Below are 15,268 nucleotides of genomic sequence, written 5' to 3' on the forward strand. Positions count from 1 at the left end.
GCGAGTCTGAGACATAGGGAGGTGCAAGCAAATGTACGCTATTATCGAAACAGGTGGTAAACAATACAAAGTTCAAGAGGGCGACGTATTGTTCATCGAGAAGCTGACTGCAGGTGACGGCGAGAGCGTGACTTTCGACCGTGTACTGGCCGTATCCAAAGAGGACGGGTTGGTAACAGGTACGCCGGTTGTTTCCGGTGCGACTGTAACTGCAAAGGTAGAGAAGCACGGTAAAGGCCGTAAGGTCGTTGTATACAAATACAAGCCGAAGAAGAACTACCACAAGAAGCAAGGTCATCGTCAACCTTACACTAAAGTAACCATCGAGAAAATCCAAGCGTAAGTAGGTGCGGTAATTGATTACTGTACAAGTACTGCGCGGGAGTGATGGACGGATCCATAGCTTTAAGGTAACGGGGCACGCGGGATATGCCGATCCTGGAGAAGATATTGTATGTGCTGGAGTTTCCAGCATTACAGTGGGAACGGTCAATTCCATTGAAGCGTTAACCGGAACTGTTATGGAGACCCAGATGAAGGGCGGCTTTCTTAGTGCGAATCTTCCGCCGACGGCAAACGACTCCGTCTCGGGACAAGTTCAACTGCTTCTCGAATCCATGGTTGTTATGTTACAGGGAATTGCCGATTCATACGGCAAGTATATAAGAATACAGGAATTGACTACTTGAAGAAGGAGGTAGACAACATGTTGAAATTGGATCTTCAGTTATTCGCATCGAAAAAAGGTGTAGGTTCCACAAAGAACGGTCGCGATAGCGAATCGAAACGTCTTGGTGTGAAACGTGCAGACGGTCAAGCAGTGACTGGCGGCAGCATCTTGGTTCGCCAACGCGGAACGAAAATTCATCCAGGCACGAACGTAGGTATCGGTAAAGACGATACTTTGTTTGCGAAAGTTGACGGCGTTGTGAAATTTGAACGTTGGGGTCGTGATCGCAAGAAAGTGAGCGTCTACCCGGTTGATGTCGCTCCAGTAGCGGCTGCAGTAGAAGCTTAATTGTTTCTTATGCTGCATACAGAGGAAGCCTTTCGGCATCGTTGCCGGGGCTTCTTTTTTTGTAAATAACGCAAAGATCATCATCCAGGGGATGAACCGTCCTGAAGGTCTATGATATACTGGGATTTGGTGAATGTAACCAATTGCTGTTGAAAGACGAGGAGAAGCGATGAAATCCTGGAAATGGATAGCAGCTGGGGCGGGGTTAACCTCCGTAATACCCGTGGCATGGATGGTATGGAAACCGACTTTGGCTGCAGGAGCAGTGTTAACGGTTTGGGCTATCGCTGCGTCTGCCTGCGGAGCTTGGCTTGTCCGGAAATCGGAGGAGCGTAGGCAGCAAGCCATCATTCGGAATGTGGAGCAGACGGCGATTCAGATGCTGAATCACCATCGTCATGATTGGATGAATGAGCTTCAAATTTTGTACGGCTACATTCAACTTGGAAAGCTTGATAAAACAGCGGGTTCTGTGGAAAGAATAAAGGACAGGATGGCGACGGAAAGCAGAATCTCTAAGCTGGGCATTCCTTCGCTGGTTTTTTATTTACATTCATACCGTACGTACAGCAATAATCTGCAGCTCGACGTTGAAGTTGTGGACCAGGTGCAACTGGAAGACAAAGTATCGCCACAAACGGCGGAGTCTTTTACCGAAGCTATCATTCAAACGGTGAGAGCTTTTCAATTGAGCGGAAAAGCGTCTTGGGGGGATACCCGGCAGTTAACATTAACATTTATGCAGCAAGAACAAGAGCTGATGGTATGGGCACAAGGAGAAGGATCCTTTGGAGACCCGGACAGCTTGAAGCTTCAGATTGAACAATCCGTAAAAGGCAGAGGCATTCGGGTAGAACAAACGGATCCGGGGGAGGCCTCGTATCGTTTGTATTTGCCGTTTGTGACTTGAGGAAGGTGATTTCATGTTTGTAGATAAGGCAAAAGTATATGTAAAAGGCGGAGACGGCGGTGATGGTCTCATTGCGTTCCGTCGAGAGAAATACGTTCCTGAAGGCGGTCCTGCCGGCGGCGACGGCGGTAAGGGCGGCGACGTGATTTTCCGGGTGGACGAAGGACTGCGGACGTTGATGGATTTCCGTTACCAGAAGCATTTCAAGGCCAAGCGCGGGGAAAAAGGCCGCAATAAAAGTCAGCATGGTGCCAATGCGGATAGCATGATTGTCCGTATCCCGCCGGGTACCATCTTAACGGATGACGATACCGGTGAGGTGATTGGCGATTTGACCCGTCACGGTCAACAGGTAGTTGTTGCCAGAGGAGGCCGTGGAGGGCGAGGAAATATCCGCTTTGCTACCCCGAACAATCCGGCACCTGAGCTTGCCGAGAACGGCGAGGAAGGCGAAGAGCGTTACGTAACCATGGAACTTAAAGTGATGGCTGATGTAGGTCTCGTCGGGTTCCCAAGTGTAGGCAAGTCAACCTTGTTGTCCGTCGTATCTGCGGCTCAGCCCAAAATCGGCGCATACCACTTTACGACCATAACGCCGAATTTGGGAGTTGTTGAGGTTGGAGACGGTCGCAATTTTGTCATGGCTGACCTGCCTGGTTTGATTGAGGGTGCTCATGAAGGCGTAGGACTTGGTCACGAATTCCTCCGGCACGTGGAAAGAACACGTGTCATTGTCCATGTCGTGGATATGGCAGGCACGGAAGGAAGGGATCCGTTTGAGGACTGGGAAAAAATCAATGATGAAATCAGGCTCTACAACCCGGTTCTGGTCGAACGGCCGCAAATCGTAGCCGCTAATAAAATGGATATGCCGGAGGCCGAAGAGTATTTAGCGGCTTTCAAAGAGAAACTGAAAGAGATTCGTCCGGACATCGAGGTCATGCCAATCTCCTCGCTGACCCGTCAGGGTATTCAGGAACTTCTTTACCGCACGATCGATGTGCTGGAGAGCATTCCGGACGAGCCGGCCATTGAAGAAGTATCCGAGGTTTCCGAGCGCAAGGTTTATAAATTCAAAGCGCAGAACGACAACTCCTTCACCGTTACTAGGGATAATGAGATGTATGTGGTGCATAGCGAGCGAATTGAGCGGATGCTGAAACGGATGCAGATGAATTCGCATGATGCCATTCTGAAGCTTGCAAGAACGATGCGTCATATGGGCGTCGATGAAGAGCTTCGGAAACGAGGCGCGACAGAAGGCACCATTGTACGAATTGGTGATTTCGAATTTGAATTTGTTGAAGGCAGCAGCTACTATTAATGCGCAGAAAATACGTTTGTAGGAAAATACCGCAAGGTCTGTTTAACAGCAGGCTGGGCGGTATTTTTTTTATGAGAGGAAGTTGTGTACCCGTGAATCGATATCAATGTAAACATGCTTTGTGGTTCATGGCACCTGCTATGAAGTTGTTCAGAGATATCTTTTTTCCGCGTAGGTTTCCAAATTTTGCATCCACATATCGGGTAAATCGTATACAATGGTAGTACAATAGTCCTTTTCCATAGACTATCAGGATGGAAGGAACGGTGTATAAAGGAGAGTAGAACTATGGCTATTATTGAAGTTGTAAGATACGAAGGACCGCCGGATGTGTTCGCCTGGCGTTATCCGAATCAGGAGTTAGGCACTTGGACCCAACTCATTGTTCATGAGACACAGGAGGCAATTCTGTATAAGGGTGGTCAAGCCCTGGATTCCTTCTCGGCTGGGCGGCATACACTGAGTACGGCGAATATACCGATATTATCCAATGTGATCAATCTTCCATTCGGCGGGAAGTCTCCCTTTACGGCAGAAGTCTGGTTTGTGAACAAACTTCGTTCGCTGGACGTGAAATGGGGGACCAGCTCGCCGATCCAGCTGCAAGATCCAAAATACAATATCATCGTATCGGTCCGGGCTTTCGGCCAATTCGGCGTACAGATCAGCGATCCGCGAAAGTTTCTGGCGACCATGGTTGGCACACTGCCGACTTTTGACCAAAGCACACTGATTAAATATTATCGCGGTGTACTGATGTCCAATATAACAGAAATCATATCCTCCTATATCGTTCGCAAAAAAATCAGCGTTGTGGAGATCAATGCTTACATAGCGGAAATATCGAAGCATATCATGGAAGCGATTGCGCCCTCATTCGAAGAAATGGGGATTACCCTGTTGAATTTCTATGTGGATTCCATCAACATACCGGAGAACGACCCGGCAGCTGTTCGAATCAAGGAAGCGTTGGCAAAGAAAGCGGAGATGGACATCATCGGATATACCTATCATCAAGAAAGAACCTTTAATACGCTGGAGGGGGCGGCAAAGAATCCCGGCAGCCCGGCAGCGGTCATGGGAACCGGACTGGGTATGGGACTTGGGATGGTTGGTCCGATGTACGAGACCGTGGGGAAAATGTTTGAGGGTTCGAAGGATCCAGGAAAGAATGAGCCCCATATCCAACAAAAGGCATGTACCCAGTGTGGAACACTGAGCGCGGAAGAAGCGCGATTCTGTTCGGGATGCGGACAATCGCTTCAGGTACAGGCAGAGGAGGAACTGACGAGAACCCTTCAATGCAACGATTGCGGGCAGCCACTGCCTCCGAATGCCAAGTTTTGCCTTCACTGCGGTGACCCTTACCATGCATGCCCTAAATGTGGCCATGACCACCCCGCCGGTGCCGTCGAATGTCCGGATTGCGGTGCAGTGCTTCCTATGCCTTGCAGGGCATGCGGTGAACTGGTGGATGCGGAAGCCAAGTTTTGCCCGCACTGCGGGTCAAGCCATGCGCTAACATGTCCTGGATGTCATCATGAGATCAAACCGGGTCAGAAGTTTTGCATGGAGTGCGGACATAAATTGATGTGAAGCGAAAGTGAGGGAATAGAGTGAGTACAAGAACCACAAGTCGAAACGGATTATGGCTGGCTGCGGCAGTGCTTTCGGTCTTAACCATCCTTCTGTTCGGATTGATCGGAGGGATCGTTCAGCTGAATGCTTGGATATCGGGCATCGCTCTCGGATGCGCCGAGGCGGCCATTCTCGTCTTTATCGGTTTTGTTGTCCACCGGCGAAAAGCGGCTTCGCCAGGAGCTCCTTTTTATATTGCTTCGGGCGTCATTATAGGAGTCTATGCCATTTCCGTTTTGCTGGAGGTCATTCTGCTGGGGTATTTATTTAAGCTGCCTGAATCTTCGTATCTTATGATTCATCTTATAACCTTCCTGGGGTTCTCGGTGGTTTTGGGACTGATAGCTCTGGCGGGAAAATATGCAGGAGCTCATGAACGAAAGGAAAGTGATCATCTGGCGGTTCAGAAAGAGACGGTGGCCTGGATCGGGGGAATCCGAAGGAAACTAGGTGAGATGCCAGGAGAGAACATTCATTCGTTAGACCGGCAGATGGCCGAGCTGGAGGAAACGCTTCGTTATAGCGATCCTATCACGCATACCTCTTTATATGAAGTGGAGCATATGATCCAGCAAAAAATCGCATTGTTGGAGGACCAAGTGGCGTTGATCGGGGAGACGCAAGCAGAGCAACGCGATGAGCTGGCAGAGCAAACCGTTCACATCATCCGTGATATCCTGAGAACGGTACAGGATCGCAACACCGAACTTCTGAAGGCGAAAGCGGGATCAACCTAATGCAGATGATAGAGGGGATAGAATATGGGAGCGTCTGATCTGAAGCGCTTTAAACAGAAGTTCACGACCATGGATTTTTTCATTATTGCGCTGGCGGTTCTATTTTTTCCGCTGGCCATTGTGCTGGCGGCTGTTCGGGTGCTTGTCACCCATCGTCATAACCACTGTAAGGGAAGAAACAACCGGCTCTTCGGGTGGGTTCTGGTCATAACCTATGGAATCATTGAATTGCTTATGATCCTCGCCACTATTGATGATAAAGATGTCGACGGCCTCTATTCCGCTTCCATCGTATGGGGCGTTATTATACTGGTTCCAGCCATCATCATACTGTGGATCGGTAAGAAAGAAGATAAGAAATTCAACCGTTTGCTGCAATTTTATTCGAATGCCATAATGCAAAGAGGGCTCGTCCAAATTGTCCATATCGCTCGAGAGGCAAGGCAAAAGCCGGCCCATGCCGTCCGAGATATCACGTTCATGTTTGAACGGCATATGCTGCCTAATGGAAAGCTGGACAACGGAGTTGTCATCATCCCCTCCTTGCAGAGGAGATCCCCGTCTTCATTCCAAGGAGAATTTGTTTCGCGCAGCGGGCAGCAAGTGCAATATTCACTAGGTCAAGTTGCGGCTGAACCACCGCCGATAACCCGATACGAAGCGGAGCCCGATCCAGGGCCGAAGTCCGTGGAATGTCCGGGCTGCGGGGCAAGGTCGGTCGTAACGCATTTGGAGAAAAAAGAATGTGAGTATTGCGGTTCGGTGATCGTGGCTTAATTTTAGTTGTGCGTCCGATTAAGAAAGAACATTGAGGAGATCGTGGTATGAGCTTTCCAATAAAGCCTTTTAAATCGCAATTTTCAAAATTCGATTACTTTATTATTGGCTTGACGTATGTGTTTTTTCCATTAGCGTTGATCATTGCCGCGTTTCGTATTTTACCTACACAACAGCATCACAGTTACAGGGGAAGAAACGCAAGGCTGATCGGATGGGTGTTGTTCGGGACGTACATTATGACCTCACTGATCATTTTACTGGCGAGCGAAACGAGCGAGGAGTTCTTAGACGACAATTTAGCCATGGCATTGTGCCTATTAGTCCCTGCCATGCTGCTGCTTGTTGCTGCTGACCTGGCAGACAAGAAATTCCGAAAGCTGTTGAGAATTTACGCAGAGGCCGTTTTGCAGCGGCGTCTGATTTACATCGATCATATTGCGATTGCAGCGAATCAAACTCCATCCCATGTGATCCGCGATTTGAACTTTATGATCAAGGAGCGGATGCTGCCTTACGGAAAGATTGAGAATGGTGTGCTGATGATCACTTCATTGCATAGAGCGTCAGTAAAGCCAGCCGAGATTCAGCAGGATATTGGATCGAAGTCTGTGGAATGTCCAGGCTGCGGTGCAAGAACCGTGATTTCACACCAAGAGGAAAAAGAGTGCGAGTACTGCGGTACGATCATTGTAGCTTAGATTTCACGCGGAGCGTTTGAACTCAAATCGAAAGCATGAATGTTATATCGGCAGTCTCCGTATACCGGAGACTGCTTTTTCTTGCACATCATTTACAATTTTGACGTGAATATCGATGTGTTCCGGTTTGAATTGCGATATAGTATAGGCTATAGAGTTGACATATAAATATCGGGTTAACTAAAAAACTGGACACTTATGTATTGCCCTTACATGGTATATCCAGTATAATGTCCACTATACGAATACAGTAGTCTTTGAGGAGAGGACGTTTGTGAAGGAACGCTACTATTTGGTCCGGGAAGACATCCTTCCCGAGGCTGTGGTTAAGACGATGCAAGTAAAAAAATTGCTGGCATCGGGGGACGTTAGAACGGTCCATGAAGCCGTTGAACAGGTTGGGCTCAGCCGAAGCGCTTTTTATAAGTACAAGGATGGAATCCATCCCATCAATCAACTGGAACGTGATGAAATCGTAACGATTTCTATCGATATGGAACATCGCTCGGGGATGCTATCCGAAGTACTGGGGCTGGTAGCGGGTGAAGGCGGGAATGTGTTAACCATTCATCAAAGTATTCCGCTGCAGGGAATCGCCAATGTCGTGATTTCCGTCGAAGTTTCCCGCCTGAATGAGGAGTTGGATGACCTGCTTGACGGATTGAGGCGAATAGCTGGAGTGAGAAGAGTGCAGATGATAGGCCAAGGTTAGTTATGACGAATTAAATAGATATCTATGTGATGGGATACAGGAGGTAGTGTATTAATGAAACCGGTCAAAGTTGGGCTTTTGGGATTAGGAACCGTAGGAACAGGGGTTGTCCGCATCGTAGAGGGACATCAGGAGGATTTGAGCAGCCAGGTCGGTTCGCCGATTACGATAGAACGTATCGCTGTCAAACATTTGGAGAAGTACCGCAGTGTCAATGTGGATCAGAATAAACTGACGGAAGATCCATGGGCGGTTATCCGCGATCCCGAGATCGATGTCATTGTTGAAGTGATGGGCGGAATCGAGCAGACGAAAACCTATATTCTCGAAGCGCTTGAGCGCGGCAAGCATATCGTTACCGCGAATAAGGATCTGATGGCTCTCCACGGTGCCGAAATATTAGCCAAGGCGCAAGAGAAGCAGTGCGACGTGTTCTACGAGGCAAGCGTTGCTGGCGGCATTCCCATTATCCGCACGCTGATTGAAGGCTTCTCCTCGGATCGTATCATGAAGATAATGGGGATCGTGAACGGAACAACCAACTTTATCCTGACCAAGATGAGTCAAGAAGGCGCATCGTATGAGGAAGTCCTGGCCGAAGCTCAGGAACTGGGTTATGCAGAAGCCGATCCGACCTCCGATGTTGAAGGATTGGACGCGGCACGCAAGATGGCGATTCTCGGCACACTTGGCTTCCGCACGAACGTTGAGCTCCAGGATGTCACCGTTAAGGGAATCTCGCAAGTGACCAAAGAAGATATCGCCTATGCAAAGCGTTTGGGTTATGAGATGAAGCTTCTGGGTATAGCGGAGCGTCAGGACGATGAGTTCAGCATTACTGTTCAGCCTACGATGGTTAGAAAAGGACATCCTATTGCAGCCGTGAATGGGGTATTTAACGCGGTATATGTATATGGAGAAGCTGTAGGCGAAACGATGTTTTACGGAGCCGGAGCAGGTGAGATGCCAACCGCTACATCCGTTGTTGCGGACCTGGTTGCCGTTATCAAGAATCTGAAGCTCGGCGTCAACGGTCTTAAAGCCATCGTTCCTTACAAACCGAAGAAACTGAAAACCGATGAGCAAATTATGTATAAGAACTTCATTTTGCTTCATGTCGACGATAAAGCAGGTGTGCTTGCCCAAATTACGCAGGTGTTCGCCGAATATAACGTCAGCCTGGAATCCGTTGTCCAGCAGCCGAACGAGCATAATCCGGACGCAGAGATTATCATCGTCACGCACAATGCGAGCAAAGCCAATATGGATGAAGTATTGAATCATTTTGAAGGCCTGGAAGTCATTCGCCGGATTAAAAGTGTTTATCGTGTTGAAGGATAAGGGATTAGAACTCATTAAATAAACCTATATAATTTTTTCATAAGAAAAGGAGAACAAGAGAGATGCCGTATGAAGGATTGCTTCAAACCTACAGAGAATATTTGCCTGTGAATGAGCGTACTCCGCTTCTAACGCTTAAGGAAGGGAACACCCCCCTGATCAAAGCCGTGAACCTATCCGAAGAACTCGGAATTGACTTGCATTTCAAATTTGAAGGGCTAAATCCCACGGGTTCATTTAAAGATCGCGGGATGGTAATGGCTGTAGCGAAAGCGATGGAAGAGGGTAGCCGCACCATCATGTGCGCATCAACGGGCAATACGTCTGCAGCAGCAGCAGCTTATGCCGCTCGTGGCGGATTAAATTGTATCGTAATCATTCCGAACAACAATATTGCGCTGGGCAAGCTCGCCCAAGCTATGATTTACGGAGCGAAGGTCATTGCGATTGAAGGCAATTTTGACCGCGCGTTGGAAATCGTGCGCGAGATTACGGCGAAGCATCCGATAGCGCTTGTGAACTCCGTGAATCCTTATCGAATCGAAGGCCAGAAGACGGCTGCATTCGAAGTCGTCGACCAGTTGGGGAAAGCTCCGGACGTGCTGGCCATTCCGGTCGGCAATGCAGGGAACATCTCCGCTTACTGGAAAGGATTTAAAGAATACCATGCTGCGGGCAAATCGTCCTCTCTGCCGAAAATGCTTGGATTTGAAGCGGAAGGAGCAATGGCCATCGTGAAGGGAGAGCCTATTGCGAATCCGGAAACGGTAGCGACTGCCATTCGTATCGGGAACCCGGCCAGCTGGAAAACCGCGGTTGCAGCCGCTGAGGAATCCGGCGGACAGATTAATTATGTGACGGACGAAGAAATTTTGGAAGCATACCGCAAAATCGCATCGCGTGAGGGCATTTTTGCCGAGCCAGGATCGGCTGCCTCCATCGCAGGTGTTTATAAAATGAAGCGTGAAGGATATTTTAAAGGTGGAGAGTCCGTAGTCTGTGTGCTGACAGGGCATGGGCTCAAAGATCCGAATATCGCCATTTCTACCGTGAACGCCGAACCGCTCGTCGTATCAGATACGGAATCAGCTGTAATGGACGCTATCGCTAAGCTTGAAGGAGCTGCACGGGTATGAGTTTGTCCCAAGGTGTCCGGGTGAAGGTACCGGCCAGCACGGCTAATTTGGGACCCGGATTCGATACACTCGGCATGGCATTGTCTATGTATTCCTGGATCGAGATGAAGGCGTCGGAGCGGACCGTATTCCATCTTCATGGTGATGAGATGGGCGGTCTGCCGACCGATAAGAGCAACCTGATCTATAAGGTGGCTCAGATGGTATTTGAAGAAGCGGGACAGGCCGTTCCCGATCTCGAGATTTCCATGTATTCCGAAATTCCGCTTACCCGCGGTCTTGGCAGCAGTGCTTCGGCGATTGTAGGGGCGCTGGCGGCTGCCAATGCGCTGATCGGTTCACCGCTGCCGGATTCCAAGCTTTTTGATATGGCAACGAATCTTGAGAAGCACCCGGATAATGTGGGAGCTTCATTATTTGGAGGGATTATTACGGCTGTATGGGATGGAGCTCATGCGGATTATATACGTATTGAACCTCCAGCGGACCTCGGCACGCTCGTTGTCATTCCCGATTTCGAATTGGCAACATCCAAAGCAAGAGAAGCGCTGCCCGCCCAGGTCAGTTTAGCGGATGCTGTATATAATATTAGTCGGTCCTCCTTGATGACCGCGGCTCTTTCAACAGGCAGACTGGACTTGATATCTGCCGCAATGCAAGACCGGATTCATCAGCCCTATCGGGTACCGCTTGTGCCAGGGATGAGTCACATTTTGGCCGAAGCGACAAGCCACGGAGCGCTGGGGATTGCGCTAAGCGGAGCGGGCCCGACGATGATTGCGTTGGTGGATCGGAATGATTCGCGGGTAGAAGAATTGAGCGCGTATTTGATCGAGACGATGAAGGCGGAAGGAATCTCGGCTTCATGCTACCCGTTGAATCCAGTTGCCGAAGGCGTCCAGCTCTTGGATGATATAAACAATAGATCCTTTTTGGATATGATTAGAGGGGAAGTTACCGCATGAAAAAAATAGCCTTGTTGCCCTCAGGATCGGTATCTCATGAAGCGATACTTTATCTCCTTAACGGTGAGCCGGTGGAGTTTGTCCACCATAAACTGATCTCTGATGTATTTATGTCTACAGTAGAAGGAAAAAGCGATTACAGCGTAATTCCGATTGAGAATACCATCGAAGGTTCCGTAAGCCTTCATATGGATTGGTTGGTCAATGAGGTGGATCTGCCGATGCAGGTGGAGTGGGTCTATCCTTCCATTCAGAACCTGATCGGAAATGCTGCCGAGTTCCAGTCGAATGACGGTACGAAGGATTACAGTAAAATCACAAAAATTTGGTCTCACCAAGTAGCAACGGCCCAGTGCCGGCAGTTTCTCGCGAAGGCTGCGCCACAGGCGGAGTTGGAGCAAGTAGGCAGCACCTCGGAAGGGGTTAAGATCGTAAAGGAAAATCCCGGCAAGGGATGGGCGGCGATCGGCACTACTCTAGGCGCTGCCACTCATGGATTAAACGTGCTTGCCGAGCGTATTACCGACCATGATAACAATTACACCCGGTTTGTATTAATCGGACGCGAGCCGATTTTAGTCAACCGTTCGCCGGAGCATATCAAGACCAGCATTCTCGTGACCCTCCCAGAGGATGTGCCGGGAGCGCTGCATCAGGTGCTTTCGGCGTTTGCTTGGCGGCGCCTGAATCTGTCGCGGATTGAATCCCGTCCGACGAAGAAGAAGCTTGGTAATTACTATTTTTACATCGATGTCATGGCTGCAGCGGATTCCGTTCTATTGGTCGCCGCCATGGGAGAGATTGAAGCGCTGGGATGTTTGGTTCGTGTGCTGGGTACTTATCCGGGCTATGCGTACGAGAGTGAGAAAATGGAGGTTAAGTAAATGTCAGAGCAATGGATCTATCTGGATGGAGAATTCGTCACAAAAGAGAATGCAAAAGTATCCGTTTTTGATCATGGATTCCTGTACGGAGACGGCATATTCGAAGGGATTCGGATATATAACGGCAACATCTTTAAGTGCAAGGAACACTTGGATCGGCTGTACGATTCCGCCAAGTCCATCGATTTAGTCATCCCATTGGCATATGATGAGCTGCTGGAGGCTATGGCTGAGACGATTCGGCGTAACGATATGCGAAACGGCTACATCCGTTTCGTAGTATCCCGAGGTGCGGGCAATCTCGGTCTGGACCCGCGTCGCTGCCCTAAACCAACGGTGTTGATCATTGTGGAACAGCTGGCGATCTACTCTGAAGAAGCTTATCTTAACGGTTTGAAGGCCGTATCCGTAGCCCAGCGCCGCAACATTCCGGATGCGCTCAATCCGAAAATCAAGTCACTGAACTATTTGAACAATATTCTTGTGAAGATCCAATCCAACTTTGCGGGAGCGGATGAAGCAATCATGATGAACGCACAAGGATATGTGACGGAAGGTTCAGGGGACAATATTTTCATCGTGAAAAACGGAGTGGTCACCACGCCTCCGTGTTACCTTGGTGCGCTTGAAGGCATTACGCGCCAGGCGATCATCGATTTATGCGATAAACTCGGCATCAAACTGAAGGAAGAGCCTTTCAGCATGCATGACGTTTATATAGCAGACGAAGTGTTTTTTACAGGAACCGCAGCTGAGGTCATCGCCGCTCGTGAAATTGACGGACGGATGATCGGAAAAGGGCAGGCTGGTCCAATTACGCTTCAACTGCTCGAAGAATTCCGCAAAATTGTGGATCAAGACGGTTATAAAGTATGGGAAACCTAATGTTTTAGGACAGCTAAATAAACGACTTAAAAAATCCTTTCATGTCGATGAAAGGATTTTTTTTGCCCAGAGGGATGTCAATCGCCTATTCCGTGCATAGGATGTAGTAACGAAAGCGGGCGAATTACATGACGCCTAGAAGAGTGTAGGAGGTTTTAGCGGCGTGAAGATACACATCGTCAAGGAAGGCGACACCCTATATGAGCTGTCCAAAAAATACGACGTTCCTTTAGCGAAAATCATCGATGCCAATCCACAGCTGGTGGATCCGAATAAGCTCGATGTCGGTGCCAAAATCAAAGTACCGACAGAGCCTGTTCCGGTACCAGGCGGCAGCCAACCCATTATCCATAAGCATACGGTAAAGCAGGGGGACTCCCTCTGGAAACTGTCGAAGGCATGGGGCGTAACCCTGAAGGAAATCATTGATGCCAACCCGCAGCTTAAAAATCCGAATGCGCTGCTGGTTGGGGAAGTCGTGAACATCCCTTCATCAGGCGTATATTCTGAGCCGGGCTCAGATGACGGGGTTTCGATGAGCAGTGGAAGTGGATCGAACCCCGGCAAGAAGAAGCCGGGCAGCAAGGATTACACTGGAGTGAAGGAAGAAATCACAGCACCGATCGAGCAGCCACCGGTTGTACCGGAAGTTAAGGAGCCCGAGCCGCCGATTCTACCGAAACTGCCTGAGATTTCGCCATTCCCCGAGGAGCCTAAGAAATTCGAGCCAGAGCACAAACCGGAGATTTTACCTGAAATCAAGAAGCCGGTCATCCTGCCGGAGGTCAAGAAACCAGAGATCCTGCCAGAAGTGAAGAAACCGGATGTCCTGCCGGATTTTAAAAAGCCTGTAATCATGCCTGAATTCAAGCCGGAGTTCAAACCTGAATTCAAACCAGAGTACAAACCGGATTACAAACTGCCATATAAACCAATAGAGCCGCAGTTTACGCACCCTATCAAAACCATGCCGTTACCTCATCCAATCCACCCTATGGCCGAACCATGCCCGCCGTTCGCGGAGATGCCGCTTCATATGATGCCGCATCCTTGTCCGGAATTTCCTTTTCAAGAGGCGCCATCATTTATGATGCCTCCATACGGTGGTTATCATGAAGGACCATGTGGTTGCCATGAAACTAAACATTGGCATGGGGCCGAATACGGAACAGCTGTCCATCCATATCATCATATACCGCAGGAAGCGATGCCTGTATCCTATAATGAAGGCTGGGGAAATGCACCTTCAGGATATCCGGGTGTTTCTGAACAGCCCATGAGCTTGGAATACTCCCAGTTCTCGATCACGGAATCATATACAGGGAATGTGGGTTCCGATTACCATCCATATCCTGAGCATCAGCATACAGCGGCAACATATGGTTATGTTCCCTCTCCTTGTGGATGCCATGGGGGAGAAATTATTCCATACCACAATATGCCGCAACACGGGTACCTACAACACGGGCATTACGCACCCGACATGGCGGTACCATATCAACCGTGGCAGGGTGGAATGGACTACAATGCTGGAACATACGGCCATCCGTCCGCACTCATGGGAACTCAAGGAGCGTATCCTCCATATGTAAATCCATATGAACCAAACTGGAATGATCGGCAAAACGACACCCCGTTCGATTCGGTTTTCAATGCGTCGGCTCCATATGAAGCGGAGCAATCCAATATGTTGGTCGGCAGTGAAGTTGGGAATGATAAGGAACCATCCGTTTCCAGAGATACTTCCATTGAAGAGAATGCCAAGGAGAGAGCTAAAGTCCATCGTCAGCAAGCCAATAAAACAAGAACAGCAGCCAAGAAATCACGGAAGCCTCAAGGTTCATCAAAAGGCAAGCGCCACAATCCCTGGATCAAGGGGTAAGACTCATCCATGAAGACCGGATATAGCTAAACAAAAGGGACCACATCATGGTCCCTTTTGTTTGCTCGCCCGGCATACTGTCTATGAATCTATTGTAATGTGGTATTGCTGACTGCCATTTATAAAAGAGATGCATTTGGAAAAAATTATGTATTGCTATCGAATCGAAAAATATGATACATTATAAATCCAGTCGCGAACAGCAAGTTTGCGATGGGATAGAGGTCAACGAGAGTATTGAAGAACTTAATAAGAACTTAAAAAACTTTCTAAAAAAACCTCTTGCATTATCGAAACAAACATGATATATTATAAGAGTTGCTGGTGCGAACGAGATTCGCCGGTAACGAAGAAGTTG

16 protein-coding genes are annotated in these 15,268 nt (G+C 48.9%); all 16 read left to right on the top strand.

Going from position 1 to position 15,268, the window contains the following annotated elements; translation table 11 throughout:
* Positions 1 to 31: 31 nt before the first annotated feature.
* The 16 genes from rplU (at position 32) to DP091_RS27220 (ending at position 14,910) form a co-directional block, all read left to right on the top strand.
* Positions 32 to 343 (top strand): 50S ribosomal protein L21, encoded by a 312-nt coding sequence (gene rplU, locus DP091_RS27145; protein ID WP_113061207.1) that lies wholly within the window; start codon positions 32 to 34, stop codon positions 341 to 343.
* Positions 344 to 356: 13 nt separating this feature from the next.
* A complete protein-coding gene (locus tag DP091_RS27150) occupies positions 357 to 689 on the top strand; it encodes a ribosomal-processing cysteine protease Prp (RefSeq protein WP_113061208.1) in 333 nt (110 codons plus the stop codon).
* Positions 690 to 706: 17 nt separating this feature from the next.
* The gene (rpmA, locus tag DP091_RS27155) at positions 707 to 1,018 is read left to right on the top strand and encodes a 50S ribosomal protein L27 (RefSeq protein ID WP_015734021.1); all 312 of its coding nucleotides are present in this window, start codon (positions 707 to 709) and stop codon (positions 1,016 to 1,018) included.
* A gap of 169 nt (positions 1,019 to 1,187) precedes the next feature.
* Positions 1,188 to 1,928 (top strand): Spo0B domain-containing protein, encoded by a 741-nt coding sequence (locus DP091_RS32125; protein WP_258394709.1) that lies wholly within the window; start codon positions 1,188 to 1,190, stop codon positions 1,926 to 1,928.
* Positions 1,929 to 1,941: 13 nt separating this feature from the next.
* A complete protein-coding gene (obgE, locus tag DP091_RS27165) occupies positions 1,942 to 3,252 on the top strand; it encodes a GTPase ObgE (RefSeq protein WP_071223403.1) in 1,311 nt (436 codons plus the stop codon).
* Between the two features lie 288 nt (positions 3,253 to 3,540).
* Complete coding sequence (locus DP091_RS27170; RefSeq protein ID WP_113061209.1) at positions 3,541 to 4,848, top strand: SPFH domain-containing protein; 1,308 nt, start codon at positions 3,541 to 3,543, stop codon at positions 4,846 to 4,848.
* Positions 4,849 to 4,868: 20 nt separating this feature from the next.
* Positions 4,869 to 5,627, top strand: coding sequence for a FlxA-like family protein (locus DP091_RS27175; RefSeq protein WP_113061210.1), 759 nt, complete (start codon positions 4,869 to 4,871; stop codon positions 5,625 to 5,627).
* A gap of 24 nt (positions 5,628 to 5,651) precedes the next feature.
* On the top strand, positions 5,652 to 6,404 hold the full coding sequence (locus DP091_RS27180) for a hypothetical protein (protein ID WP_113061211.1): 753 nt from the start codon (positions 5,652 to 5,654) through the stop codon (positions 6,402 to 6,404).
* Positions 6,405 to 6,451: 47 nt separating this feature from the next.
* The gene (locus DP091_RS27185; protein WP_113061212.1) at positions 6,452 to 7,105 is read left to right on the top strand and encodes a hypothetical protein; all 654 of its coding nucleotides are present in this window, start codon (positions 6,452 to 6,454) and stop codon (positions 7,103 to 7,105) included.
* A 274-nt stretch (positions 7,106 to 7,379) separates the two neighbouring features.
* A complete protein-coding gene (locus DP091_RS27190; protein WP_009594028.1) occupies positions 7,380 to 7,817 on the top strand; it encodes an ACT domain-containing protein in 438 nt (145 codons plus the stop codon).
* Between the two features lie 54 nt (positions 7,818 to 7,871).
* On the top strand, positions 7,872 to 9,158 hold the full coding sequence (locus DP091_RS27195; protein ID WP_113061213.1) for a homoserine dehydrogenase: 1,287 nt from the start codon (positions 7,872 to 7,874) through the stop codon (positions 9,156 to 9,158).
* 62 nt (positions 9,159 to 9,220) lie between these two features.
* Entirely contained in the window at positions 9,221 to 10,294 is a 1,074-nt protein-coding gene (thrC, locus tag DP091_RS27200; protein WP_076323143.1) for a threonine synthase, read from the top strand.
* The gene (gene thrB / locus DP091_RS27205) at positions 10,291 to 11,259 is read left to right on the top strand and encodes a homoserine kinase (RefSeq protein ID WP_113061214.1); all 969 of its coding nucleotides are present in this window, start codon (positions 10,291 to 10,293) and stop codon (positions 11,257 to 11,259) included. Before thrC ends, thrB begins: the two co-directional genes overlap by 4 nt.
* Positions 11,256 to 12,143: a prephenate dehydratase gene (gene pheA / locus DP091_RS27210; RefSeq protein ID WP_113061215.1), complete on the top strand. Its 888-nt coding sequence runs from the start codon at positions 11,256 to 11,258 to the stop codon at positions 12,141 to 12,143. The genes thrB and pheA overlap by 4 nt, the downstream gene beginning before the upstream one ends.
* Positions 12,144 to 13,028, top strand: a complete 885-nt coding sequence (gene ilvE, locus DP091_RS27215) for a branched-chain-amino-acid transaminase (protein WP_113061216.1) — start codon at positions 12,144 to 12,146, stop codon at positions 13,026 to 13,028.
* Positions 13,029 to 13,191: 163 nt separating this feature from the next.
* Positions 13,192 to 14,910, top strand: a complete 1,719-nt coding sequence (locus DP091_RS27220) for a LysM peptidoglycan-binding domain-containing protein (RefSeq protein WP_113061217.1) — start codon at positions 13,192 to 13,194, stop codon at positions 14,908 to 14,910.
* The last annotated feature ends 358 nt before the right edge of the window (positions 14,911 to 15,268 follow it).

Source organism: Paenibacillus sp. MDMC362 (genome assembly GCF_003269305.1).
GTDB lineage: Bacteria > Bacillota > Bacilli > Paenibacillales > Paenibacillaceae > Paenibacillus_AQ.